This window comes from Paenibacillus sp. JNU01 (genome assembly GCF_059130585.1).
Genome location: NZ_CP169723.1, coordinates 569,771 through 595,320, shown reverse-complemented (window position 1 = coordinate 595,320; position 25,550 = coordinate 569,771). Strand labels below are relative to the sequence as shown.

At 43.7% G+C, this 25,550-nt stretch carries 18 protein-coding genes; 4 read left to right on the top strand and 14 right to left on the bottom strand.

Annotated features, from left to right (window positions below; genetic code table 11):
* Positions 1 to 27 precede the first annotated feature (27 nt).
* The 6 genes from NLBNIHML_RS02365 to NLBNIHML_RS02340 form a co-directional block, all read right to left on the bottom strand.
* The gene (locus NLBNIHML_RS02365; protein ID WP_494353676.1) at positions 28 to 897 is read right to left on the bottom strand and encodes a carbohydrate ABC transporter permease; all 870 of its coding nucleotides are present in this window, start codon (positions 895 to 897) and stop codon (positions 28 to 30) included.
* 13 nt (positions 898 to 910) lie between these two features.
* On the bottom strand, positions 911 to 1,861 hold the full coding sequence (locus NLBNIHML_RS02360) for an ABC transporter permease (RefSeq protein WP_494353675.1): 951 nt from the start codon (positions 1,859 to 1,861) through the stop codon (positions 911 to 913).
* A 245-nt stretch (positions 1,862 to 2,106) separates the two neighbouring features.
* Complete coding sequence (locus NLBNIHML_RS02355; RefSeq protein WP_494353674.1) at positions 2,107 to 2,862, bottom strand: class I SAM-dependent methyltransferase; 756 nt, start codon at positions 2,860 to 2,862, stop codon at positions 2,107 to 2,109.
* Between the two features lie 16 nt (positions 2,863 to 2,878).
* Positions 2,879 to 5,167, bottom strand: coding sequence for a preprotein translocase subunit SecA (locus NLBNIHML_RS02350; protein WP_494353673.1), 2,289 nt, complete (start codon positions 5,165 to 5,167; stop codon positions 2,879 to 2,881).
* 117 nt (positions 5,168 to 5,284) lie between these two features.
* The gene (locus NLBNIHML_RS02345) at positions 5,285 to 7,585 is read right to left on the bottom strand and encodes a copper amine oxidase N-terminal domain-containing protein (protein ID WP_494353672.1); all 2,301 of its coding nucleotides are present in this window, start codon (positions 7,583 to 7,585) and stop codon (positions 5,285 to 5,287) included.
* Between the two features lie 429 nt (positions 7,586 to 8,014).
* Positions 8,015 to 8,494, bottom strand: coding sequence for a GyrI-like domain-containing protein (locus tag NLBNIHML_RS02340; RefSeq protein WP_494353671.1), 480 nt, complete (start codon positions 8,492 to 8,494; stop codon positions 8,015 to 8,017).
* Positions 8,495 to 8,598: 104 nt separating this feature from the next.
* Here NLBNIHML_RS02340 and NLBNIHML_RS02335 point away from each other — a divergent pair, with 104 nt between their 5' ends.
* A complete protein-coding gene (locus NLBNIHML_RS02335) occupies positions 8,599 to 9,573 on the top strand; it encodes a helix-turn-helix transcriptional regulator (protein ID WP_494353670.1) in 975 nt (324 codons plus the stop codon).
* 111 nt (positions 9,574 to 9,684) lie between these two features.
* Here the strand turns inward: NLBNIHML_RS02335 and NLBNIHML_RS02330 are convergent, their stop codons facing one another.
* Entirely contained in the window at positions 9,685 to 10,914 is a 1,230-nt protein-coding gene (locus NLBNIHML_RS02330; RefSeq protein WP_494353669.1) for a multidrug effflux MFS transporter, read from the bottom strand.
* A 540-nt stretch (positions 10,915 to 11,454) separates the two neighbouring features.
* On the opposite strand from NLBNIHML_RS02330, the gene NLBNIHML_RS02325 reads away from it, so the two are divergent.
* Positions 11,455 to 11,859, top strand: coding sequence for a VOC family protein (locus NLBNIHML_RS02325; RefSeq protein WP_494353668.1), 405 nt, complete (start codon positions 11,455 to 11,457; stop codon positions 11,857 to 11,859).
* A 192-nt stretch (positions 11,860 to 12,051) separates the two neighbouring features.
* Here NLBNIHML_RS02325 and NLBNIHML_RS02320 read toward each other — a convergent pair whose 3' ends face one another.
* The gene (locus NLBNIHML_RS02320) at positions 12,052 to 12,732 is read right to left on the bottom strand and encodes a TetR/AcrR family transcriptional regulator (protein WP_494353667.1); all 681 of its coding nucleotides are present in this window, start codon (positions 12,730 to 12,732) and stop codon (positions 12,052 to 12,054) included.
* Between the two features lie 137 nt (positions 12,733 to 12,869).
* Between NLBNIHML_RS02320 and NLBNIHML_RS02315 the strand changes: the two genes are divergently transcribed.
* Positions 12,870 to 14,222 carry an MATE family efflux transporter gene (locus NLBNIHML_RS02315; RefSeq protein ID WP_494353666.1) on the top strand — a complete coding sequence of 451 codons (1,353 nt, stop codon included), beginning with the start codon at positions 12,870 to 12,872 and terminating at the stop codon, positions 14,220 to 14,222.
* Positions 14,223 to 14,290: 68 nt separating this feature from the next.
* On the opposite strand, the gene NLBNIHML_RS02310 is transcribed toward NLBNIHML_RS02315, so the two are convergent.
* From NLBNIHML_RS02310 to NLBNIHML_RS02285, 6 genes are all read right to left on the bottom strand, one after another.
* Positions 14,291 to 15,274: an alpha/beta hydrolase gene (locus NLBNIHML_RS02310; protein WP_494353665.1), complete on the bottom strand. Its 984-nt coding sequence runs from the start codon at positions 15,272 to 15,274 to the stop codon at positions 14,291 to 14,293.
* Positions 15,275 to 15,431: 157 nt separating this feature from the next.
* Positions 15,432 to 16,730: an NCS2 family permease gene (locus NLBNIHML_RS02305; protein WP_494353664.1), complete on the bottom strand. Its 1,299-nt coding sequence runs from the start codon at positions 16,728 to 16,730 to the stop codon at positions 15,432 to 15,434.
* A gap of 374 nt (positions 16,731 to 17,104) precedes the next feature.
* On the bottom strand, positions 17,105 to 17,233 hold the full coding sequence (locus NLBNIHML_RS02300) for a DUF6254 family protein (protein ID WP_219845137.1): 129 nt from the start codon (positions 17,231 to 17,233) through the stop codon (positions 17,105 to 17,107).
* Between the two features lie 108 nt (positions 17,234 to 17,341).
* Positions 17,342 to 21,799 carry a carbohydrate binding domain-containing protein gene (locus tag NLBNIHML_RS02295; RefSeq protein WP_494353663.1) on the bottom strand — a complete coding sequence of 1,486 codons (4,458 nt, stop codon included), beginning with the start codon at positions 21,797 to 21,799 and terminating at the stop codon, positions 17,342 to 17,344.
* Between the two features lie 41 nt (positions 21,800 to 21,840).
* Positions 21,841 to 22,719: a carbohydrate ABC transporter permease gene (locus NLBNIHML_RS02290; RefSeq protein WP_253435956.1), complete on the bottom strand. Its 879-nt coding sequence runs from the start codon at positions 22,717 to 22,719 to the stop codon at positions 21,841 to 21,843.
* A gap of 15 nt (positions 22,720 to 22,734) precedes the next feature.
* Positions 22,735 to 23,685, bottom strand: coding sequence for an ABC transporter permease (locus NLBNIHML_RS02285; RefSeq protein ID WP_421889768.1), 951 nt, complete (start codon positions 23,683 to 23,685; stop codon positions 22,735 to 22,737).
* Positions 23,686 to 23,831: 146 nt separating this feature from the next.
* Between NLBNIHML_RS02285 and NLBNIHML_RS02280 the strand changes: the two genes are divergently transcribed.
* Complete coding sequence (locus NLBNIHML_RS02280; protein ID WP_339242820.1) at positions 23,832 to 25,541, top strand: sensor histidine kinase; 1,710 nt, start codon at positions 23,832 to 23,834, stop codon at positions 25,539 to 25,541.
* The last annotated feature ends 9 nt before the right edge of the window (positions 25,542 to 25,550 follow it).

Sequence of the window (25,550 nt, the reverse complement as noted above, 5' to 3'; positions counted from 1 at the left end):
CCGTAATAAGTTAGGTTGGAACACCTTTTAACCTTTAACGGATCCCAGGAGCACTCCTTTGGTAAAATGCTTTTGCAAAAATGGATAAACAACCAAAATCGGGACCGTAGTCACAACAACTGTAGCCATTTGCACAGCGAACGTACTGACAGCTCCGGAATTGGCGAGTGAATCAGCGCTTTGCGTTGCCACGTTAAGTAGGATATTGCGCAAAATCACTTGAAGTGGCATGTAGTTGGAATCATTGATATAAACAATGGCATCGAAATAACTGTTCCAATGCCCGACTGCGTAAAACAAGGAAATGGTTGAAAGCACGGGTAACGACAGAGGTAAAATGATCCGCCATAACGTCTGAAGCTCACTGGCACCGTCTACCCTCGCGGATTCCTCGATTTCACCAGGTAGTTGCTCAAAAAATCCTTTAATGATCACCAGATTAAATGCACTAATGAGATTGGGAATAATCAATACCCACGGACTATTTAACAATCCGAGAGAACGAATTAGTAGATAGGTCGGAATTAACCCACCGCTGAACATCATGGTAAACACAATGAAGAGTAAAAACGGACTTCTTCCGGGCAAATATTTTTTGGATAACGGATATGCCGCGATTACTGTAAAAAATACATTTAACGCAGTGCCTACAATCGTTCGAAACAACGTAATTTTATACGCCTGCCAGATCCCGTGAGAAACGAATACTTCTTTATAGGCTAAAAAGGTAAAGGATTCGGGTATAATCACAATCCCTCTTCTTAATACTTCCGACTCTGGCGTTACGGAGACAGCAACCACATATAGGAAGGGCAGCACACAAAGTAGGGATAACAAAATAAGCATCACATAAACTACGGTTTGCCAGACTTTTTCACCAATTGTCATATGGATCATTCTAAAGACCACCTCACCAAATTTGCCCATCGAATTTTTTGGCGAGCTTATTCGCTGCCAACACCAAAGCAAATCCGATGACCGCTTTAAACAATCCTACAGCAGTAGCCAAGCCAATCTTGAGACGCTCCAACCCTTCCCGGTATACCCATGTGTCAATAATGTCGATCTTCTCCTGGTTAAACGTGTTGGCAAACATGAATATTTGGTCAAAACCCGCATCCAGGATATGGCTTAATTTTAGAATCAGCATCAGAATAATGACTCCTCGAATACCAGGTAACGTGATATGCCAGAGCTGTCTCCATTTGGAAGCGCCATCCATTCGAGCAGCTTCATATAAGCTTGGATCGATTCCTGCCAAGGCGGCAAGGTACAATATTGCCCCCCATCCAATATCCTTCCATACTTCAGATAAGATGATCAGCAACCTGCCCCAGGCAGGTTCCGTTAGAAACGAGATGGGTTCATCAAAACCAAAATCCTTCATAATCATGTTAAAGAGACCATCGCCTGGGGCTAGTAATGCCACCATAATTCCATACACAATGACCCATGACAGAAAATGAGGTAAATAAGTGATGGTCTGTACGATTTTCTTGAACCATTGGCTATACACTTCATTGAGGAGTAAAGCAAGTACGATGGGCGCGGAGAATCCGAACAATAGCTTATACAGCGATATGATGATCGTATTTTTCATGATGTCCCAGAAATAAACGCCGTTCATAAAATCCGTAAAATTTTTGAATCCCACCCAGGGGCTATCCCATAGTCCCAAAGCCAGGTTGTAGTTTTTAAAAGCAATCATGATTCCCGCCATAGGAATGTATTTGAATACGGCAAAGTAAATTAAGGCTGGTAATAAGAGAGCATACATCACTTTGTGCTTTTGGATTGTCCTTATCCATGACTTTCGCTTTGTGGAGATGGGAACGGCGTCCGCTGCCAGTTTCGCTTGCATTTCATCACCTCGTCTTTGTTTGTATTTGTATAATAGCACCCGCCTATCGGATAAATTTCTGAAATTTCAAGAATTTCTTATAAGATTTTAAGGAGTGTGCCAGGGTTCGTTTCAACAACTGGATCCAGGCAAGTTGGACAAGAACTTGTTCTAATAAAATATAAAAAAAGCCGCTAAAATAGCGACTTTCAAATGGCGTTATATTCTTATTCCTTATTGATATGACTGGGTTTCATTAGGGGGCTCTATACTTCTCCCCAAAACATTTCAGTTTCATAGTCGAATGCAACAGTACCCTCTTGATTATTTTTATCAAATAAATTTCGCAGTGCTGATATCATAGGATCGTAATTTGCATGCCCTGGTGCAGGGCTATAGGAAGATGATAGCAACCTGCCTTTCAATCCTTCGAAATCGAACTCCTGACTCATTCTGAATCGCATTTCATGCATTGAACCTTCCTTGAAAAAAGAGAGCAGCATCGTTTGAGAAATATTTTTATGATTAACTTTTTGGTAGTCGGTTCCATATGTATGGAGCAGTTGATTGTATTCTTCACGAAACGGAGTACCGTGTGTAAGACGTGAATTCCAGATGAGTATTACTCTCCCGCCAGGCCGTAGAATTCTGCGAAACTCGATTTGGGCTGCGGATTGATCGAACCAGTGGAATGCCTGAGCACAGACAATAAAATCAACCGACTGATCAGGTAATCCCGTAGATTCTGCAGAACCTGCTATACTCACGAATTGCGGACTACTTTTTAACGTTTGCTCGGCGGCTTCCCGCATGGCCTGATTTGGCTCGACCGCTATTACATAGCTTCCGCGTTCCAGAAGTAGCTTCGAGATGATCCCAGTACCTGACCCGATGTCTGCTATATTACTGTTCGCACGTAAACCAACAACGTCGTATAAATGGTCAATAGCCTCTATTGGATAGCTCGGGCGGTATTTCAAATACGAATCGACCCGGCTCGTAAACCGTTCTCTACTGTTCATCGATGTCACGCTCCCATCAATATTTTGACATCCTATATATTGGCTTCAGTAGCAGCTTCAGCATCTTACTGCCCCAAAAAGCGAATACAGTCGTTCCTGTCCATGAACTGCGCTTATCTTGGCTGTATTGATCGTTAATCATATAAGTCCGAGTCGAAATAGGACTCTTCAGACCGAACTGTTCCCATTTCTCAGGATCATTCGAACCTCCAAGTTTTCTAAGCATATGGGCCGACTCATGATCTATTTTAGCCGGGATTTGCTCGAATGCTTCGGTAATTTGCGCATGGAATTCATCGATCGGGTTGCGATTGGTAATGCTCTGGAGATGGATGCTTTCGCGAATGTAAGATACGTATGCCAGATGTTCAGCCCAGAACTGGTCGATATAAAAAAGCCGTACACGCTGCTCCGATGGGCTCATCAGTCTCTCGGCTTTCAAAACTCCGAGACGTTCCTCGTATAGAATTCGCCTCTGATCTTCCACCATATCCGAATAACTGTTTAATTCCCGCTGAATATCGAAGTTTTGACCTATAATAACGCGCTGGATATGCTCTATTTTGCTACGGAGCGCAGGATCATCAAGAGCCTCTTCCTGTCTGGTAGCGCGAAACAGTCTATGAATGCCGAAGCGAAGCATCAACTCGTCTTCCAGGCTTATATAAAATACGGAAGCTCCCGGGTCACCTTGGCGGCCAGAACGCCCGCGCAGCTGGTTATCTATTCGCATGCTTTCATTCACATGTATACCTATTACGTATAATCCGCCCAGCTTGGCAACCACTTCTGCCTGAGCAGGATTACCGCCGCCAAGACGAATGTCGACGCCGCGCCCTGCCATATTCGTAGATACCGTTACCGCGCCTATTTCTCCCGCTTTAGCGATGATTTCGGCTTCTCTCGCATCATTTTTTGCATTCAGAACCTGGCAAGGTACGTCACCAGCGGCAAGCGCTTCCGCCAGCATATCAGACTCCTCAACGCTAGACGTACCAATAAGAATGGGACGTCCCACCCTATGAACGGAGGAGATCTCTTGTACAAGTGCCTTATATTTGGCTTCCTTATGGGTGTATATTCGGTGCTTGTGGTCGATCCGTATGTTTGGCTGGTTCGGTGGAATTTGCACGACCTGCAACGCATAGATATCCTCGAATTCCATTGCTGAAGCGTGCGCTGTAGCCGTCATTCCGCAAATTCCCGAATACAAGCTAATAAAATGCTGAATGGTGATTGTTCCGAGAATTCTCCCGCCGGCCTTCCACTGCAATCCTTCTTTCGCCACAAGGGCAGCTTGCAGCCCGTCCGGCAAATACCTGTTCTCGGCCACACGGCCAGTATGTTCCTCGATTAGTTCAATTCCACCATCCCGGACGATGTAATCGACGTCTTTTTTTAATAACGATTCCACATGCAGCGCACAATTCAATGACGTTAACCAATGACTGTTATCGCTATCGTACAGATTGCCGCATCCCAGCAGCATCTCCGATTTCGCAGCACCTGCTTCATTCAAGTAAACGTTCCGCTGGAACTCGTCAAAATCGTAATGCTCTCCTGGCTGCAGCTGCCGGGCCACTTCTGCGAAAAGAACACCATCACTCTTGGTTGTGCTCGAATCGCCACTAATGACTAGTGGCACCCGCGCTTCATCAAGTAGCAGCGAATCCGCTTCGTCTACGACGACGTAATGGAAAGCACGATGCACGGTATCAGCTTCATTTAATGCTATTGTGTCACGCAAATAATCGAACCCTGCTTCTTTAGCCGTAACATAGGTTATATCCCTGGCGTAAGCTTCCCTTTTCTCGAACAGGCTCATGCCCGCTTGAACTGAGCTTACGGTTAACCCGAGGAAGCGATAGATCGGGCCCATCCACTCTGCATCTCGATTTGCCAAGTAGTCGTTGAGAGTAAGCACATGAACGCCTTTGCCTGTCAACGCGTTGAGATAAGCAGGCATAACAGCGGAGAGTGTTTTTCCTTCACCGGTATGCTGCTCGATCAAAAATCTCTCATGCAAAGCGATAGCAGCCATAATTTGCACATCGTAAGGCTGTAATCCGAGTGTTCTCTTCGCAACCTCCCAGACTAAAGCATAAGCATCAACTAGAAGATCATCCAAAGGCGTGCCTGATCTTGCCTCTTCTTGCAGCCAAAGGGATTCCGCTTGCAGTTGCTGATCGTCCCAAGCTTCCAGATTCCGTTTTCTGATAAGCTCCACTTTGTCTCGATAATCTTTCAACAAACGCTGGTTATCCCGCTCTTTGAATCCACGTATCAACTTGACGACTACATTCATCGGAATTCGAATCCTCCTTGGTAGGAATAAGATGTGAAAAGAAAAGACCCCATATGGAGTCTTTTCTGTCGATGATTAACGCATCGCTCAAAGCATTCGTTATAAGAGACAACTACCTTACTTCTCCGATGGGAGCGGTGTAAAGAGCAGATTGACCGGCAGGTTGCTTCCTGGCGCGGCTGAGAACAGAATCGTTACGCTCTCTCCGATTGATCCGGTGCGGTAAAGAACGCTTTGTTCACTTGAATTGGCAACGGCAACATTGCCTTCGGCAATCGATACCAACTGATTGTTCACCAGCGCTACTCCGGAGTACTTCCCTCCACGAGGGTTAAAGGAGATAAGCGTACGCGGTGCAACATTGGTCAGCGTGATTTTGTACAATACGCCGAAATTACCCGCGTTGGATGCGTCTGTGTAAGCCATCGGATCTGTTCCTACCAGATTGGGATCGCTTGAATTGTCACCAAGTGGCAGACGAGCCGGTTTGAGTCCCACGTGCTCATCGTACTTTATGATGCGAGTTGCGTTCGGGTACGTCCCCCGGTTATGCACTCCGTCACGATCAAGCACGGGAAGCAATGGCAACGCTTCGAACGGATCTTTATTTTCTTCCACCAGGATAACGTTATAGTCTAAGGAATAATCACTATATGCATCCGAATAGAGAGAGATGACTTGTCCTTCTTTCATCGGCGTTTTATTAAGTTCGGTCAAAATCAATTTACTTTCCCCAGGTTGAAGGTACTCTTTCTTTTGATCCGCTCCGGTCTGAATCGACTTGAACCATTTATCAATAGACAATTTCCCGGCTACAGTAGCATACGGTGTAGGTCCAGCAAAGCCCATATTCTGCTGTTCGAATACAGCCGGATTCGGGTTGTTATTGGTGGCAATCACATACATTTTTACTCGTTTGCCTGTATTGTTCACGTGGTGAATCATGAAACGGGTCTGTCCCGAAGATGATTCTTTATACACAATGCCTTCCGTATTCACCGTTTCCGGGCTGTTACTACGGATCAACAAACTTGGCTCATCCATATACGTATACGGCACTTTCTCCATTGTAGTCACTTCGCCGCCGTTAAAGGTGAATTTCTGTCCTACTGGCGTGAAGAGTAAATTGAAGTCGGTAAATGAATATAAGGTCTCATTGGTTATGGTGATCACCTTGGAGTACGTGTTTGTAGCGCCGTGATTATCAGTAACCGTAAGTGTTACCGTTTTTGGACCCGGTTCAAAGAAAGCAAGTGAATTGTTCTCCCACACAGCTTTGACAATATTATTTTCATCATCTGTACTTTGGTCGGTGTATGTTATTTTTTCGCCCATTTTATATTGTTCTTTATCCGTGGCAAACATGGCTACAGGAGGAAGATTAGGAGTCATAACTTCAATGGTAATCGAGTAAGGATCACTCCATTGGCCGTTGGCATCCTGTACTTGATATGAAATCGTATATGTACCTGCTTGATCAAATGAATCCTGGCGACCTGTCCAGCGTTCGTCAACGATATCCAATCCATTGGGTGAACTGTTTGAAGTTACGTAGTCCACTGTATCGCCTGCAAAGATTTCCTTTTGGGTAATGGTGAAGCTTGCAACAGGTTTCGTATTCAGATTCAGCACAACCGTCTTGGCTGACTGATTCACTTTATAGGTGATGTTCAGGGCTTGAGTGATGGAAGTTAACGGCACCATGAACGTATTTTTTTGCTGATAAGCAGGGCCTTTCATCGTTCTGGTCTCTCCATTTACCGTGTAGTCCTTGCTGTTCGTCTTGAATCGGAGTTCATCGTCACCACTAATAATGATGGTTTCCTTGGTTTTGTTATCGTATTTGACCCCGTACCCCACACGGTCAACCAGCGCACGAATGGCAACATAGGATACACCGTTTTTGACAGCCATGGGCTGGCCAGCAAGATACGTTTTTCCATCCTGCTCCATTTTGTTGCTATTCATGTATAACGTCAGATTACCACCTGCTGCTACAGGAGACGTCCCGTCAATGGATGGTTGCTCTATTTCAGCTGGCGTAGCTGGCATTTCAACCTTCTCAGGCACTTCCTCTTGAACCTCAGGTTTCGTGCCCGTTGCGTCAGTAGTGGCTTCTTCCCCATCCAATGCAGGTTTCTCACTATCTGTTTTGGTTGTTGCCTGATCGCCAGTCGAGGTTTTAGTTTCCTTGGCTTCAGAGGACGGAGTATTGATCGATTTGTTATTGCTCTCTGTCTTCACTTCACGCTCTGCAATCGGCTGCTCTTGTTTTAACACCTCTACGGATTCTACGTTTGCCGTGTTTACTGACGTGGTGTCACCTTGCTGTGTTGATTGCGCATTCACAGAACCAACTGCAAATGCCTGAAAAACGGCTAAAGCGGTAAAAATGGATAATTTCTTCTTCATATTCATGCGTTGTCTTTGGCTCCTTCTACTCTCTAGTTATTTATTTACAACCCCTCAAAAACTCATAGTATTAGACGCTAGTTTCAGGGAAAAGTTTCTAAATCAATTGAAAATTATGGATTTTGACAACGATCTTTCAAACTTTGGTTATAAGTTCTTGAATAAAAAGCCTCTTTTGAATAATCATCTTGATTTTGCACAACATAATCCATGTCTTTCTAGCAAACTACTGAACTATCTCACGTATGAAGCGAATATCAACAAATTAAAAGAAAACTTACGGTTAAGATGGAACCTGATAGCGAAATTGATGTGAGTCTCCGTCAACGCATAAAGTGCACCTCGTAGAATTTCATCGGATCAACCGTGGGTTAACCAATGTCCATTCTAATGGGTGCACTTCAAATAGTTTCGGACCTTATGATCTACTGTTCTTTAATTCCGTACTACAGGAATCCACATTTCACCATATACCAAACCGTTTTTCTGTCCCATTTCAACCGTTGCATTGGGTCCGCCAACATAGGCATAATCCTTTTCTGCGGGGAGGGCTTGACCAAAGGCAATGCCAGTAAGCATATTACTGAGCGCTTCTGCCGTCTCTGCTTCGCCCGTTACAACCAGGTATTCTCCCTTAGGAAATTGAATTATTCTCGTTGCTTCTGGCAGAGATTCTTCTGTCATGACGCCAGCATAATGCATCATTTTGTTATTTACTGCTTCATTTACAGCAAAAATATAATCATTAGTAGCAAGGGACTTTAATGTGTCCAGGCTTCCATCCTCCCTCACAGTGGACCAAAAATCCGCCTTCTCTTTGCTGATGCCAGCATAGTCTGTGTAGTCACTCTTAAGCTCTGTTCCAATTCCTAATACGATAAAGCTGTCTTTTTCTTCAAAATGATAATTACTCATTGTTACACCATCCTCTTTTAATTTTCAATTGATTTGTGTTTTCACTTGATGGGTTTATAATAACCTTAAATCATGTCAGAATATGATACTGTTTAGGGGGCCCAATGAAAAAAGTAGAACGCATTAATATCATCACGAGGTATATCAATAACCGAGCGCACTTTACCATTTCTGAAATCATGCGAGAATTTAATATTTCGCGTTCGACAGCCATTCGAGATATCAGAGAAATTGAAGCGATGGGAATGCCACTAGTCGCTGAAGTTGGGCGCGACGGGGGTTATTTTGTCATGAACAACTCCCTTCTGCCTACGGTCCGGTTTACCGATAATGAAATCAAAGCGTTATTCATTGCCTTTATGGCGACAAGAAATCAACAGCTTCCTTATCTGAAGAGTCGTCAATCTTTGGCTGAAAAATTGTTGGGCCTTATCTCAGAGAATCAGCAAGATGACCTTGTGCATCTGAATCAAATATTGCTTTTTGAGGGGACCAATCCCCATAATCCAGACTTGTTAGATCTGTCAGACCTGCCCCACCCTACCTTGGAGAAACTCATCCAAATTCTTCTTATCGAACGTTATTTGTTAGTTACTGTCCAAGAAGAGAAAAAAACAAAGTCCTATCCCATCGTGCTCTTACACCTTCATCATCAAAAAGGCCATTGGATCATTGAAGGGTTTGACTTGGAGGAAGAAAATAGACGAATCGTATCTGTCGACAACCTCATCCGTGTAGAAGCATACCCAACGAAAAACAGACGGAGTACGAAAAAGATTGTAGAACAACTAAAACGAAATACGCAGGAAGAGGTCATCAACCTTGTTCTGGAACTTGGCCCAAAGGCGATTGCCCAATATAAAAAGTACCATCCTTTAAAGTTTTCAATTGCCTATACGAATCCGTACCAAACTACAGCCCTTCTAAAGGCATTTACGAACGTTCATAACATAGACGAATTAACTGAAATCACCAATTGGTTGCTTTTTCTAGGTGAAGATATCAAAGTCAAGGAAGTTCCGGAGGAAGTCCTGAACGCTGTACAAGAGAGATTAAACCTATACCAGTTGAAGCAGTGAGCGCTCAGTACGAAAAACCAAAATAAGCCGCTATGTTAGCGACTTGTAATGGAATCATATTCATTATGCCTCACGCCTCACGCCAATCCTTGGCGAGCTGTTCCTTCTATATTAAAAGTCAACATTAGACTGGGCATGATTAGGTGTATGCTGCGAGATTTTTTTGACGAGTAGAAAATAAGTAACAATGGCAATGACACTGGTCATTAACAAAGTGAGTCCTAACGGGACGGCAGTGTCCTCACCTGCGATCCCGACCAGAGGAGCAACCAATGCACCCAGTAGAAAAGGAACAACGCCGAGCAGTGCTGCAGCACTTCCGGCCATCTTAGCTTGACTTTCCATAGCCAATGGGAATGCCGCTGTAGACGTAATGCCGATTGAGCACACGAAGAAGAACAATGGAATGACCAAAGCGAAAAGTGGACCATGAACCAAAGTTACCACCAAAGCCGCGACACTTGCTATTAAAGCAAGCCATAGCCCGGATAGTAGAAGCGTTTGCTCAGGGATACGTTTGGCCAATCGACCCACAATTTGAGAACCGATGATCAAGCTGATTCCATTCGAAGCAAACAATATAGCAAATACTGTGGGCGTAACACCATATATATTTTGGTAAATAAAAGGTGTTCCTGCTACATAAGCAAAGACCCCTGCCGTCATGATTCCCTGTGCGAGCATGTAGCCAACAAACGTACGGTCACGCAGAAGCATTCTGTAATTACCCAATTGCTGTTTGAAGTCGGGAACCATACGTCTTTCGGCCGGGTGTGTTTCTTTTAAGCTCCACTTGGTCATGATCAATAAGAAAATCCCCAGGAATGAAAGCGAGATAAACACGCCAATCCATGTCGTGAAGGAAAGAATGCCACTTCCCGCAATCGGTGCTGCCAAAGGCCCCAAATTCCCTACAAGCAACAGCAAAGAGAAAAATTTAGTGAGCTCATGTCCACTATATAGATCTCTAGCTATCGCACGGGAAATGACAATTCCTGCTGATGCCGCAAATCCTTGCGTGAAACGAAACAAAATCAATAGTCCGATATTCGGAGCAAACGCACATGCCAAGGAACAAATAATGTAGGCTGCCATGCAGATCAACAATGGTCTCCGTCTACCGTACGCATCACTCAAAGGACCCATCACGAGTTGTCCTACACCTAGTCCTAACAAACAAGCAGTAAGACTAAATTGTACAAGTGATGCCGTTGTATTCATATTTTGTGCAATCTCCGGGAAAGCCGGTAAATACATATCAATCGTAAATGGACCTAATGTAGAAAATAAACCTAGCAGTATTGCGAGTCCAAAAACATTCCAATTCGTGCTCTTCGCCATGATAAATAAAATCTCCAATTCCTCATATAATTTTGCAAGCCTAATCGGAGTATAAGACATAGAGTTAACTGTAGGTCAAGTCTTGAGGTTATTAAAACAAAAAAAGTCGCTAATTAAGCAACTTTGGATGGAAGATTATTAAATTGTGTAACACTAATTAGAACCATTCGGAGGAATATTCCGGGATTGTTTGTTTCAGACACTATGTTTTTTTCGACAAACACTAATGATCGAAGGAGATAAAGGATTGAACGGTGTTTTATCCCAGTCCGAATATTGATGTTTGATCCAATCACGGAACGTGACCCAGTGCATAATCTGGTGACTTGTATCATACGTCTGTGTACCTGATACCTTGACTGTAATTCCATCTTTATCAATAAACTCTCCCAGGTGCTTTCCTCTTCGTTGGATAAATCGGTCCTTCATTATACCGGTTATTTCTAACTCTTACATAATCGCATGTACCCGATTATGTAATTATGAATTGAGGTAGAGTATAGTAAGAGTGTTCAAAATATTCTCTAGGAGGCTGCAGCCATGTCACAAAATATCTGGATCAACCTGCCGGTGAAAGACGTTGTGAAATCCACGACCTTTTTCAATGAGATTGGATTCCATGGGAAGAATGTTGGTAACGAGAGAGCCCAGCTAATCATTGGCCAAACAACGATTCTGCTGTTTCCGGATGCAGCGTTTGAGAAATTTACGGGTTCAAAAATCACAGATACTTCTCACAGCGCAGAAGTTATATTTTCCATTGGTGCTGACAGCAAAGAGGAAGTTGATGCTTTTATTCGAAAAGTAGAGATTGCCGGAGGAACCATCTTTGGCAAGCCGGGTGAAACGGATGGCTGGATGTATGGCGCAGGATTTGCCGACCTGGACGGTCACCGATGGAACCTGCTGTATATGGATGAGAGCAAAATGCCGAAGGGTAATTAAATTGTCGGTAACCTTTTTAAAATCACTGGCGTTGCAGCTTCCGATAGAATCATCATCTTGATCCTCGAACAACAAAGAATGATAACACCAACTAACCACTGTTTTAGCAGGTTGTTGTTATCATTCTTTGTTATTTTACCTATCTAATTACCACTCAGTGATCCTCGTTACTGTCTCCATTGCTTCACACACCTACTTCTCCTGCTCCTTGACCACTTGTTCGATCCCCAACAATATAAGCTTCAAGCCGAACTCGAACGCTCCGTCCGTTCCCATCACCTCAAACATACCGCTCTTATACATCCTGCTGAATATTCCAGCTTCCTTCTCACTCATGGCGTCCAGAAGGTGAATCATCTCTTCACCCTGAAGTTCCTCGTTGTCCTTAACAACAGCAGAGATATTACGCTGATGCTGGTAATTGTCCAGAACGAAGTAAAACACATAGTTCACAAGCGTGAGTACGGCCTGTAGTTTTTGTTCTTGCTCAAGTGGCGTCGATTCCATGCAGAGCAATAAACGGTTGGTGAACCGGATCATGTCCGGTTCGTGGGGTAGTGTCATCATCATGAGCTGGGTAGAACACGGGTATCGGCTGAGTACATTCCGTACAGTTATCGCAAGCCCTTCCATCTGTTCCTTCCAGTTCCCATCAGTCTGAAATTCATCCAAAATAATTTTGGATATCTGGTTGGCTAACCGTTGGTAAAGTGCCTGCTTGCTCTTGAAGTACCAATATAGAGATGGAGCCTGAATGCCCAGCTTGTCTGCCAAACGCCTCATGCTGAATTTCTCAATACCCTCTTCGCCCAAAAGCTCCCATGAGGTTTCCAAAATCTTATCTTCCGAAATCTGAGGCTGTTGTTTTTTCATCGTTATCCGCCCTTTAATCTAACAGTGTAAGTTTATGCTTTACAGGTTCATAAGTTCATGATAACATCTAACACTGTAAGGTTCAATCTAACGGTGTTAGATTAAATCAAAAATTAATGATGAAAGTAGTGATCCACATGGATGCAGAAAACCTCCATTACTTTGAAAAAGCACCAATCGCCAAAGCTGTAGCTCACTTCGCTGTCCCAATGATGCTGGGCACGTCAATGAGTGTCATCTATTCCATCTTGAATGCCTATTTCCTTGGTACATTGGGCAATACGGCCATGTTAACCGCGCTCGCCCTAACGTTGCCATTATTCGCAGTCATTATGGCGCTAGGCAACTTAATAGGCATAGGTAGCGGCACATTCATCTCTCGTTTGTTGGGTGAGAAAAAAGTGGATGATCTGAAGCATGTCTCTTCATTTGCCTTTTACAGCAGTTTAGTTCTTGGACTTATCGTACTAGCTGTTGGTCTCCCTTTGATCGGGCCTATTGTTCATGGGCTGGGGGCAACGCCCGACTCCTTCGGATTTACGAAAGAGTATGTCACAATCATGCTTATCGGTTCTCCATTTGTCATCTTGTTTTTCACGTTGGAGAATATCGTGCGCTCAGAAGGTTCAGCAATCACGTCAATGATCGGCATGATGCTCAGTGTTGTGGTGAATATTATTCTTGATGCGCTATTCATCTTTGTGTTCCATTGGGGCGTGATTGGTGTCGCATCTGCAACGGTCATCTCCAACATGGTTGCAAGTGCATTCTACGCTTTCCACATCAGTTATAAGAGCCCGTTCTTAACCGTCTCCTTGAAATGGTTCAAGGTTACCAAGGAGATTGTGAGCAATGTGTTCAAAATCGGAGTTCCCGTCTTTGTTATGAGTGTTTTCTTGGGTGCCATGTCGCTTATTCTTAACCTTTTTCTTGTCGAATATGGGGATCAGGCCATTGCAGGGTATGGGATTTCATCGCGTTTGTTGCAATTTCCTGAGTTTATTCTGATGGGTTTGTGCGAGGGAGTCGTGCCGTTGATTGCCTTCTCATTTACAGCGAACAAATTACGCATGAAACAAACCATTGGATTCACGATTAAAACGATTCTGGCCCTGGCTGTCCTGTTCGGCGTTATCGTTTATCTGATTTCTGACCACTTGATTGGTTTATTTACGACTGATCCACAATTAATTGAAATGGGTAGCTATATTCTCCATGTGACCTTCTTATCCTTGTTTATTACAGGATTAACTTCGTTGTTTATTGGAATTTTCCAAGCTACAGCCCAAGGAACTGCCGCTTTTGTGATGTCCATCATTCAAGGAATTACGCTGATTCCTGTATTGTATATCGCGAATCAACTGAATGGATTTCATGGAGTGATCTGGTCACTTGTTATTGCGGATGCCGTCGCGTTTCTTGTAGGGGCCATCATGTTATATGCTTTGCGAACCAAATTACAGCCGGATATGGCACAATTGGTTCAGTAAATTTGCTGCTTGTATCAGAAAAAACCACGGTACCCATTTCGGTACCGTAGTTCAATAATGATCAATCTCTAATGGAGTTGTTTCATGTAAGATTTGAACTCTTCAGCGATCTCTTTATATTTCGTATGATGCAGGTAATGTGAACCTTCCATCGGGATCATCTTGCCCTGTGCAGACTGTTTCGCTTGCTCTTCGTGCAGCGGAATCCATTGTGGATTATGCTCGTTATTGGATTGAACGAATAGAAGCATTGGCATATCACGAGGGTAAGTGAGGTTTGATCCATTTTTGAAATTGGAACCCAAATGTTTTAGCTCATTGATCATTGTCGGATTTGTTGAAACTTGATTCGAGATCAACCTCATCTGTTCTTTGGTATGTTCGTCATATGCAAGTGATGCATCTGAATCACCGCTTACTTTTGCAATTACTCTCATCAGGCCTGATTGTTTAAGAAATTTCATTAAGTTCAAAGGTAATTTGACATCCATGCCAGGTTGATTCGGAACACTGCTGTCGATCCCGACAAAAGCAGAAACTTCATCCGGATACGTGTTCACATACGTCGCTGCGTATAGTCCTGTGATGGAATGCCCCATCAGAATGTAACGATCAATTCCAAGCTGTTGTACAGCTTCATGAATTTCACTGACGATATTCTCGGTCGTTCTCTCCGTATCGGTTTGGTCACTTAATCCATAACCGAAAGGTTCGATTGCCACAACTCTGTAATCCGAGGTTAATTCATCGATTAACAATTTGAAGTCAAGCACGGGTGACGGGGTTCCTTGTCCAGGCAAAAGCACAATCGTTTGTTCACCGCTGCCTTGAATAGACACATTCATATTTTTTCCATCGACATTAACATATTGGCCATACGATTCAATTTTCTTTTTCTCAATCCCATTACTGATTGTATGAACAACAAACGTGATACCCATAAACAGCACCAGCGCGCCGATAATACCACCCATTATTTTCAACCATAACTTCCGTTTTTTACGGCCCTTAGTCCCCGTTACTGTTGTATCTTCTGTTTTTCCCAAATCCATCTTCTCCTGTCTATATATCTGTAGAGCCGCTCTTGCAGCATAGATATAGTGTAACCATGCAAGATGTACCCTTCGTGACGGGAATATGAACGGAATATGAACTACAAAAAAAGAGAGCTGCTTGTTAGAGCAGTTCTCTTTAGGGTTTAGACCATTTTTAGTGGTCCAGGAATACAAGCTGAATGAAGAACAATACTGCAAAGATATAGAATATTGGATGAACATCCTTGCCTTTTCCGCGAAGCAGCTTGAGTACCGGATAAAAGATAAAGCCTACGCCAATACCTGTCGCAATACTATGCGTGAGCGGAGTAAGGATGATAATCAGGAAGGCAGGAAATGCTTCTTCGAGATCATCCCATTTGATTTTGCTGATAACGTTAATCATAAAGTACCCAACAATGATCAGTGCCGGAGAAGTGATCGCCGGAATGCTTGAAATTACACTTACGATCGGTGTGAAGAACAACGTCAGCGCAAGAAGCACACTTACCGTTACCGCTGTCAGTCCCGTTCTTCCTCCTGCAGCCACCCCTGTGCTGGACTCGATGTAAGCCGATGTTGGGCTTGTTCCGAGCAAAGCGCCACTGGTTGTTCCTACGGCATCTGCCAATAGTGCGCCACGCGAGCGTGGGAATTTACCTTCCTTAAGCAATCCTGCTTGTTCGGCAACGCCGAGCATCGTGCCCGTTGTATCAAACAGTGTGATCAGCAGGAACGTAAATATGATCGTATACAAGCCATTTGAGAATACACCTGCCAAATCCAGCTGCAAAGCCGTTGACGAGAGGCCTTGCGGCATGGATACAATGGATTCCGGCATTTGGAATAGTCCCATGATCCAGGAAAGTATCGCTGTAACCACCATGCCGATGAACAGGTAACCCTTCACTTTGTAAGCCATCAGCACAACAGTAATAATCAATCCGATAATAGTCAGATAAGCCATTGGCTCAGCCAGGTTTCCGATTGTAATCAAATTCGATTCCGAATCGGCAATAATGCCGGCATTTTGCAGACCTACCGTTGTAATAAACAATCCGATTCCTGCGGTTATGGCATGTTTTAAGCTTGCCGGAATGGCATCTAGCAACATGTAACGGAATGAAGTAAGTGATAAAATAATAAACAAAATGCCTGCGATAAATACGGCTCCCAATGCAATCTGCCAAGATACGCCGTATCCAGCAACCACGCTATACGCAAAGAATGCATTCAGGCCCATACCCGGTGCGATGACGATTGGATAATTGGACCATATGCCCATAATCAGAGTTCCCACAATACTTGCCAGTACCGTTGCAATGAATACTCCGTTAAAGTCCATGCCCGTGCTGCTGAGTATTCCTGGGTTTACGATCACTATGTATACCATTGTGAAGAATGTTGTAATCCCCGCGATAATCTCTGTGGGAATGCTCGTACCTCTTTCTTTGAGTTTGAACCAATTGTCCATGCTAAAGCCAGCCTCCAACTTTCAATTTATACTCCAAGCTAAAAACAAAAAAATCCTAATCTTCATATAGGATTGTAATATTAACGCTCCTATATTCGTTGTTAGGATTAAAGATTTAACAGCTATGCTCTATACGAAACATAAAAACGAAACATAAAGATACTCATTTCTGTTTTAACCTGAAGTCCATTTCGTATTCTAATTAAAATAACATGCGATGTCAACGATTTGACGATTTGTTCACAGTTATTTACGAACTATATATATACTATATCTTATATTCATTCGTTTTTAGGACAGAGTGTGCATTTTAGTAACTCAATGTTTGCAACATATAAAAAGACTGCCAGCAATGTTCACTGACAGTCTTTCGTTTAATTCGTAGTAGGTTTCTCTTCATACTCGCTGGATAATTCTTTTAGCGATTTGATTTTACCATGGGGATGCTGTTCTTGCTTTCGTGACTTCCAGGCAGCTTCTTTTCGTTTCTTCTGGTCAGCCATAAAAGAGATCCTCCTCTGGAAACTGAGATGTGTACTACCTCTTTAGGATGTCACTGTAAAGCATCTTTATTCTGTGTTTTTTAGCTGCCAAGAGGAAGAGATTGGAAGCTAATTGGCAGGACCCAGATTAATCAAACTGACATCGGACAAAGAAACAGTTGTGTTACCGTCTTCTGCGCCGTCGATGTTACCCAGATCAAATGAGATGCGAGTATTCGCATAGCTGGCTTCTGTTGCATCAAATGTAAACGTGAACTCCTGTTCTTCTGGAGTCAAATCAACTCGTGCCCCAAAGAATCCATGCCATTCATAGTTGGCAGCTGCATCGACCCATCCAATTCCCAAACCCACTTTTCTGGACTTCTCCGCTTTGGCTTTAAACGTTAATTTGTATTTAAAACCTTGCTGTATGCCAAATCCTTCATTTATGACTTGACGATCCCATGGGTTCTGTCCAGCATTACCAATCTTGGCATGAAGCTGTTGATTGCTAACTTGCATCTCAAGATCAGCTGCATTACCATCCGCGTAGGTAAACCAGCTGTCTTTACCTTTGGAGAAGTCTCCATTGGGAATAAGATTAACATGAGCTGGCTGCCCTCCTTGATCTGCATTCGGATTAACTTCATATAACTGAATGTTATGAATGTTAATCGAGTGTTCACCTGCAGGTAGCGGATATCCTAGTCCGAATGCAAGTATGGCTGCTGAATCAGAAGTATCTCCCATGGTGATTGTATAACTATACGACTGTGGGTCCGTACTTAATTCCACTTCTTCTTCCAAATACTTCACAAAATCCCCTGCATTCTGAGAAAGAACCGCTTGCATGGATTTAGGACTTGAAGCAGATGCCTCGAAGGTAAGTCGGTATGATTTATTTGCATCCAGTTCGATCTGACCTTGTTGCAGCAAAGCCTCCCACCATTGTTCACTTGTTCCCGGCAAGTTGATCGTTAATCCTTTGCCCTCGTCATGTGAAGCTGTCAGATGATCAGGAGTCAGCTCCCAATGATTCAGATCCGCTGCAAGCTGGCTGTTCTGAACTTTGTTTAGTGAAATATCCACCCAACGGGTATTGTAATCTGCTCCTTCAAAATTCACATAATAGGATTTGCCTGCTGCCAAGTTGACCCCTGGGAAATACACGGTTTTGTACGTTTGCCATCCCCCCGTGTCTCCGAGATTCACTTCGGACTGAGCAACGATTGTACCTTGTTCATCCTCAATGCTGAACCGTACTTCAGAATCACTTTTCCCACTGGACATTCGGGCAGACAGAACATATTCTCCATCTTGGGCTACATCGATTTTGTATTGTAGCAGATCTCCCTGATCCATGTAACTGACATGTTCTCCTCCTTCTACGGAGTCCTCCAGCTGTAAGCCCTGCATCGCCCAAGCTTCGGTTGCAGGCACATGTGCGTAGCCATTCACCGAGAGAGGTTTTCCGCGTTTTGTCAGTCGAACATTGTCTACATATACCTTACCTTTCGAACTGCCGAATAACAGTTGTAGTTCGGATTGTGCGATTGCTGGCCCATCTCCAACGATGATCTCTCCGGTATACGTTTTCATTTCTTGGCTCAATGAGAGGTTTTGCCCTTGATGAACCTGCACCGTATGCCCATTACTGCTGACAAGATCGATATCCATACTTCGTGGTGAATCTGCCTTGGCATCAAAGGAGAATCCATACGTTGAATTGGCTTCCAGTTTCAACTCCGGTTGGTTCACCGAAACCTGTTGTGGTTCACCATTTGTTTGCGTAACATCCACAACCAGTTGACGTTCCATAATCGGGAATTTCAAAAAGTTATTTACGCTGATCTGAGCCTTTGCACCTTCTTGAATGTTGCTTGACCAGAATCCCAGACGCTCTTTACCTTGATCAAACGTTCCATTATAAATGAAGTTGCCATCAGGTAACGCATTACGTTCAACCGTTAGCGAATCTGCCTCACCCACCTCGATCAGCCTGACATTGGCAAACCAAACGCTTGTATCATCCAATCCCAAATTAAATTCGAATCTGGCATTGTTATCCGATCCATCCCGCATATTGAAGGTATAGTCATAGGATTGCCAATCAGTCGTGAGTTCAAAGGTGTTCTCACCCGAATAATTCGTCCAACTCTTTTCGAATTGGTTCACTTTGGACATAATCGTGCGGTTAGCAGAAGCCTTCGCATCAAACTGTATCTTGTACTTTTTGTTTTTCTTCATGTACATGGGCATCTGAGTAAGTTGAACCGCATAGTTCTCAGTCCCTGATGCATCAATACTAACTTGTGCTGCTTTGCCTTTCTGCTCATCCTCTACAACTTGCACACTGCCCGCTCCGTCAGCATTCGTAATAAATTTCCACTGTAGAGGCAATCCATTTTCTTCAGACCCTTCCGTAAAACGATCATTGTAGATTAGATTGCCATCGGCTTGTGGTTCACGCTGTTGTACAGGCTCGATGGGATTGGTTGTTACATCAGGCCATGTGTTGAGATTTTTATAAGAGTACACACGTACAAAATCAACATTCATCGTTTCAGAAGTGAAGTCGCTCTCAGGGGAGCCCGGCCAGTCTCCGCCAACTGCCAGATTCAGAATCAGATAGAATGGACGATCGAATGGTGCAGGGAACGTATAATACTCAGGTTGGCCCGCGGCCTTGGTTTGCCAGTTAGTCACTTCATGATGCAGTTTACCGTCTACATAAAAGCGGATCATGCCCGGCAACCATTCCACCTGGAAATCATGATAATCGTCAGCAAAGGTTTCTCCCTCCGGAAGAGTAAGGCTTCCCTGATCATGTCCATGGGAACCATCAGGCTTCACACTATCATAGTGCAATGTGCTATATACCTTGTTATTACTCTCATTGCCACCAATGAGCTCCATAATGTCGATCTCACCAGATGCTGGCCATCCGCCATAATGTGCTTCATCCGTAGGCATCATCCAGATGGCAGGCCACATGCCTTTTTCAATAGGAAGCTTCGCACGTACTACCACTTTACCGTAGGTCCAGTCGCCTTTTCCCATAGAGATCAGTTTGCCGGAGCTGTAATCCTTACCATTTTTCGGACCTTTTTTCGCTTCAATCTGTAGTACGCTTCGGTTCTGATCTTTCGTAATACGAGTGTTATCCGGGCTGTAATACTGCATTTCATTATTATAAACCAGACCTGTATCCTGCACGGTCCATTTGGAGGCATCAATTGCAGGCCCGTTGAACTCATCATTCCAGACCAGTTCCCATTGATCATGCGGAATCGTTGTAGCAGGCACCGGTTTTTCACCCGCAGGATTGCTTGGTGTCGATGGGTTGGATGGTGTTTGCCCTCCTGGAGTAGATTGCGTTGGCGTGTTTGCCAAACTCGTAGAATCCCCAGGCTGTGACGATGCAGGTTGCTGAACTTCCCCTGCCATGGATGTACGCAAACCTTGTTTCACTTTCTCTCCATTAATAACAACATCATTCGCATCAACACTTAATTGTTGAATCGTACCTTTGGTATCCACTCGAGTCTGAGTGGCTTCTGCATGAATATTCATAGAATTAATGAGGCTGTCTGAAGAGATTTCCAGAATGGATTTTTGCATGACATGCAGATCCTGAATGTTACTTTCTCCCGCAATGGCAACTCTGACAGGTTCACCCCGTTTGTCAACGACCACTCGATTCAACTTGGAGTTGCTAATGTCGATGGAATGACTGCCTCCGCCTTTAATGATGACACTTCCTGTAACGGTTACGCCTTGGAGCACCACAGAACCCTCACCTATTCCTTCTGCCAGCAGAAGATTTCCATTGACGATCATATTTTTTAACGTGACATCCGTCGATTTAATAATCAAGTTGCCATCCACCCGGGACTCATATATACCAGGAGCACTTTTCAGATCGGTAATCATCGCCGACAACATGGCCGCTGTCTCTGCTCGTGTAATCGGAGATTTCGGATTTAATTTACCTTGGAAGCCATTTAAAATATTTTCTTTCACCAGATAGGTAAGCGCTTTCTTTGAATAACTGGAAATATCATCTGCATCCTGAAATTCCAATCGTTCATTATCTTCACCTGTAATCGTTGAAAGCTGAAACGCTCGATCTACCATAACCGCTGCATCTTGGCGGGTAATCGGTTTTTGCGGTGAGAGATGTTTACGGTCTGTGCCTTCGATGATGCCGGAACCATTCGCTCGTACCATTACATCATAGTACCAATCGTCTGAAGTCATATCCGCATACGAATCAATCGTCGCTTTACCCGTGAAACCAAAGGCCCGATCCAAAATCATAACGAATTCAGCTCGGCTAATTTCCTGATTAGGCTTGAATGTACCGTTCGTATAACCTTTCAATACATTCAACTCTTGCAACCGTGTAACTGCAGATTGTGACCAATGCCCGGTGAGGTCTGTATAGGGAACAGAGGAGTGCAGGCTTTTCGCCTGCACATTTCCCACCTCCGCTTGACCCTTTACACTTTCTGCTCCAGCAGTTGCTGGATAAACAAGTGAAGCCATTAAACTTGATGCGACCAACCATGCCAGTCCTCTTCTCATCTTACTTCCTCCCTCAGCTCAGTTATCCTTGCATAGTCTAGCTATTCCTTGACTGCTCCAATAACAATTCCCTTTACGAAGAAACGTTGTAAAAACGGGTATACCATCAGAATCGGAAGCGCACCGATAAAGATCTGTGCTGCGCGTACGGTCCGCTGCGAGATATTCTCCAACATGGAAGGATCCACGTTGATTTTGCTGAGATCTTGCTGAACAATAATAGTCTGTAACAGAGAAGCAAGCGGATAGTTTTTAATATCAGACATGTAGATCATTCCGTCGAACCAGGAGTTCCACTGATACACCATTGTAAACAAAGACAAGGTTGCGATTGCCGGTAGCGACAGTGGGACGTAGACCAGAATCAACGTTTTGATATGACCTGCTCCATCCAGATAGGCTGCTTCTTCAAGTTCTTTCGGCAGACCACGGAAGAAGTTCATCATCAGAATGACGTTCCACACGGACAGCGCGCCGGGCAGAATAAGCGCCCAGATCGTATTCATCAGACCAAGCTTCTGAATCAGAATGTAACTGGGAATCAGACCGCCGCTGAACAAAATGGTGAATACAAAGAACCATGTATACAACGAGCGACCTTTAAAGCTGATATCTTCCTTCGACAACGGAAATGCGGTAATGAGCATGATGACCATACCGATGATCGTGGCAAGCACAGTCCGTTTAAGAGACACCAGAAGCGAGTTGATGAAATTTGAATTTCCGAAGGTTTTCACATAAGCGTCCGTTGTGAAACCAATGGGCCAGAAGCTGACCAGATTCGATGATGCCGGCGCCATACTGCTGAATGAAACAGCCAATATATGAATAATTGGTAAAATGCAGAGTAACGATAATATCCCAAGAAAAGTATAGTTAGCGATGCTAAATATGCGGTATCCTTTTGTTTTATAATACAAGCCCTTTTCTCCTCTCTAGAAAACTCGATAATTAGCCAGTTTGTAAGCCATTCTGTACGATATAACAATCAAAATGGTAGCTACCACTGATTTGAATAACCCCACTGCTGTGGCAAAACTCATCTTCCCGTTCAAGATCCCGAGTCGATATACAAAGGTGTCAATGATGTCGCCTTTGTCATACACAAGTGGATTGTACAAGTTGAACACCTGATCAAATCCGGCGTTCAGGATATTGCCGATAGAGAGCGTCATCAATACAATTGTGATTGGCATCAATGCTGGAATTGTAATGTGCAGCGTCTGTTTGAAACGGTTGGCTCCATCCACCTCGGCAGCCTCGTAGAGCGCAGGATTGATTCCGGATAGAGAAGCCAGAAATACGATCGTACCAAAACCAAATTCTTTCCATACATCGCTGACGATTAGCGTAATACGGAACCATGTACCATCTCCCAGGAAGAAAATTGGTTCTCCTCCAAAGGCTACGACAAGCTGGTTCACCATGCCGCCCTGAGGAGACAGGATGTCGAGCAGAATCCCACCGAGAATAACCCATGATAGGAAATGCGGCAGATACACAAGCGTTTGACTCACTCTTTTGAATGCCGTCAAGCGAACTTCATTGAGCAAAATGGCAAACAAAAATGGGGCGAACAGTCCAGCGATGATTTTGAAAAATGCAATGACTAGTGTATTCCAGATCACCTGACCTACATCCGGATATAAGAATAAATATCTAAAATTGTCCCAACCAACCCATTTGGATTCAGAAAATCCCAAGTAAGGCTTAAAATCCTGAAAAGCAATTACAATGCCGCCCATCGGTATGTACTGAAACACCAGTGCCAGCAATACGGCTGGTACGAGCATCATATGCAAGGTCCAATTCCGTTGCATATTCCAGCGCTGTTTGACCCTGGTGGAGCGCCGTTTATGCGGCGTTTCTAACGTATGTTCCTTCACTCCTGCATCCCCCATGTTCTAAAATTTATATTTTACAAGTCATCGTGAACTTGTATATTAAAATTATAGCAATGGAAATTTGCGATCTATATCCTAATATTGCAACAACGATATCACTATTTTAATGAGATTAAGGAGGTTGAACTTTGCTCACACGCATGAATGTCTTTACCAAAATTACATTGTTGTTTGTGATGCTGCTTATTTTGGTATTGTTTCTCTACACGTACTCGAACCGGGAAAGCGTAAGAGTTATCGAACATGAGATTCAGAACAACACGATGAATCATCTTTCGACGTTTGCGGATTCAGTAGAATCCAATATATACCAATTGTCATTATATGGAATGTCTATTGGACAAGATTCCAGTATTCAGGAATATCAACGTCCCGACTACAAGGACGTACCTTATGAACGTGTAAAAGTCGGAAGCGCCATTCTGGAGAAGATGAATCTGTATAACGCAGCGAGTAAATGGCACTCGACGATTACGCTGTACTTCCCCCGGATGAAGAAAGTGATATCAACGGATTATTATGCCTATATTCCCTATAGGGATAACGAATTCACGGAGCCGCTATCCCAGTCGTGGACCTATGCCGATCATCAGTTTATCTGGTATACGACCGATCCAACGACAGCGATGGCGAAACCCGGCAAAGCTCGGTTAATTACCAAAATCAGTTTTCCGGATTACCATTTAACCGCACTGCTGAATCAAAACAAGTTAAACAACAAGGGTGATCCGTTTATGTTCCACCCGGATTATGGTTTAATCAGTAATAGCTCCGGAAAGGATACCTTGAAGGCCATCCTGCCTTCTCTGAAAGAAGCAGATCTGAAAACCAGTGGTGGATTCAGCACAACGTTGAACAAGACGGAATATTACGTCTCTTACATTCAATCCAAGAGCCTTGGCTGGTACTATGTTGACTATGTTCCCATGCAGCAAATATTAAAACCGATTACGAGCAGCCGGAATCTCTTTTACGCTTCAATTGCGGTTCTGATCGTGATGAGTGTTGTTGTGCTGTATACACTCTATCGCAGTGTGCAACTTCCACTTCTACAGTTAGTCAAAGGAACGAATCGTTTATCCACCGGGGATTTTTCCGTTCGGTTGCATCATACGGCGAGGAATGAATTTAGTCTTTTATTTGCACGTTTCAACATCATGGCACAACGAATTCAAGAGTTAATCGAGAATGTATACGAGGAAAAATTGAGAAGTCGCGAAGCCACACTTAAACAGCTTCAATCGCAGATTAATCCGCATTTTCTCTATAACTGTCTCTTCTATATCAAGAACATGGCCCGAATGAAAAATGAGAAAGCTGTGGTAGCCATGGCACTTAATCTGGGAGAGTATTACCGATACATAACCAGGTCTGAAAAGGATCAAGCCACGCTTCGGGAAGAGTTGACGATGGTCAAAAATTATTTGGAAATTCAGTCACTGCGATTGGAACGAATGCATTTTACAATCGACGTCCCCCATGCTATTTTGGATAAAACAGTTCCCAGACTGACCCTTCAGCCTATTATTGAGAACGCTATTATTCATGGTTTGGAACCCAGATCCGAGAATGGTGAGATCAAAATTTATGCCGATTGCGAGAATGATGTGTACACGATTACAGTGGAGGATAGCGGGCTTGGCATGTCTGATGAACAGCTTGAACAATTAAGGAATAATCTTACCAAACCGCTGGATGAGAACATGGGATGTGGCACATGGAATGTCCACCAACGCTTGTCTTTTCTCTATGGTGATGGATCAGGACTGGCCTATGATCATTCTGAATCAGGTGGGATCAAAGTTAACATCGTATGGCACGACAATACTAACAAGTAGGTGAGCAAC

Bases quoted from the DNA above. Each gene is read 5' to 3' on its own strand.
- NLBNIHML_RS02315 (WP_494353666.1), top strand. From the start codon at position 12,870: ATGGATGCAGAAAACCTCCATTACTTTGAAAAAGCACCAATCGCCAAA.
- NLBNIHML_RS02365 (WP_494353676.1), bottom strand. From the start codon at position 897: ATGATCCATATGACAATTGGTGAAAAAGTCTGGCAAACCGTAGTTTAT.
- NLBNIHML_RS02335 (WP_494353670.1), top strand. From the start codon at position 8,599: ATGAAAAAAGTAGAACGCATTAATATCATCACGAGGTATATCAATAAC.
- NLBNIHML_RS02305 (WP_494353664.1), bottom strand. From the start codon at position 16,730: ATGGACAATTGGTTCAAACTCAAAGAAAGAGGTACGAGCATTCCCACA.
- NLBNIHML_RS02300 (WP_219845137.1), bottom strand. From the start codon at position 17,233: ATGGCTGACCAGAAGAAACGAAAAGAAGCTGCCTGGAAGTCACGAAAG.
- NLBNIHML_RS02345 (WP_494353672.1), bottom strand. From the start codon at position 7,585: ATGAATATGAAGAAGAAATTATCCATTTTTACCGCTTTAGCCGTTTTT.
- NLBNIHML_RS02325 (WP_494353668.1), top strand. From the start codon at position 11,455: ATGTCACAAAATATCTGGATCAACCTGCCGGTGAAAGACGTTGTGAAA.
- NLBNIHML_RS02350 (WP_494353673.1), bottom strand. From the start codon at position 5,167: ATGAATGTAGTCGTCAAGTTGATACGTGGATTCAAAGAGCGGGATAAC.
- NLBNIHML_RS02320 (WP_494353667.1), bottom strand. From the start codon at position 12,732: ATGAAAAAACAACAGCCTCAGATTTCGGAAGATAAGATTTTGGAAACC.
- NLBNIHML_RS02295 (WP_494353663.1), bottom strand. From the start codon at position 21,799: ATGAGAAGAGGACTGGCATGGTTGGTCGCATCAAGTTTAATGGCTTCA.
- NLBNIHML_RS02355 (WP_494353674.1), bottom strand. From the start codon at position 2,862: ATGAACAGTAGAGAACGGTTTACGAGCCGGGTCGATTCGTATTTGAAA.
- NLBNIHML_RS02340 (WP_494353671.1), bottom strand. From the start codon at position 8,494: ATGAGTAATTATCATTTTGAAGAAAAAGACAGCTTTATCGTATTAGGA.
- NLBNIHML_RS02330 (WP_494353669.1), bottom strand. From the start codon at position 10,914: ATGGCGAAGAGCACGAATTGGAATGTTTTTGGACTCGCAATACTGCTA.
- NLBNIHML_RS02310 (WP_494353665.1), bottom strand. From the start codon at position 15,274: ATGGATTTGGGAAAAACAGAAGATACAACAGTAACGGGGACTAAGGGC.
- NLBNIHML_RS02360 (WP_494353675.1), bottom strand. From the start codon at position 1,861: ATGCAAGCGAAACTGGCAGCGGACGCCGTTCCCATCTCCACAAAGCGA.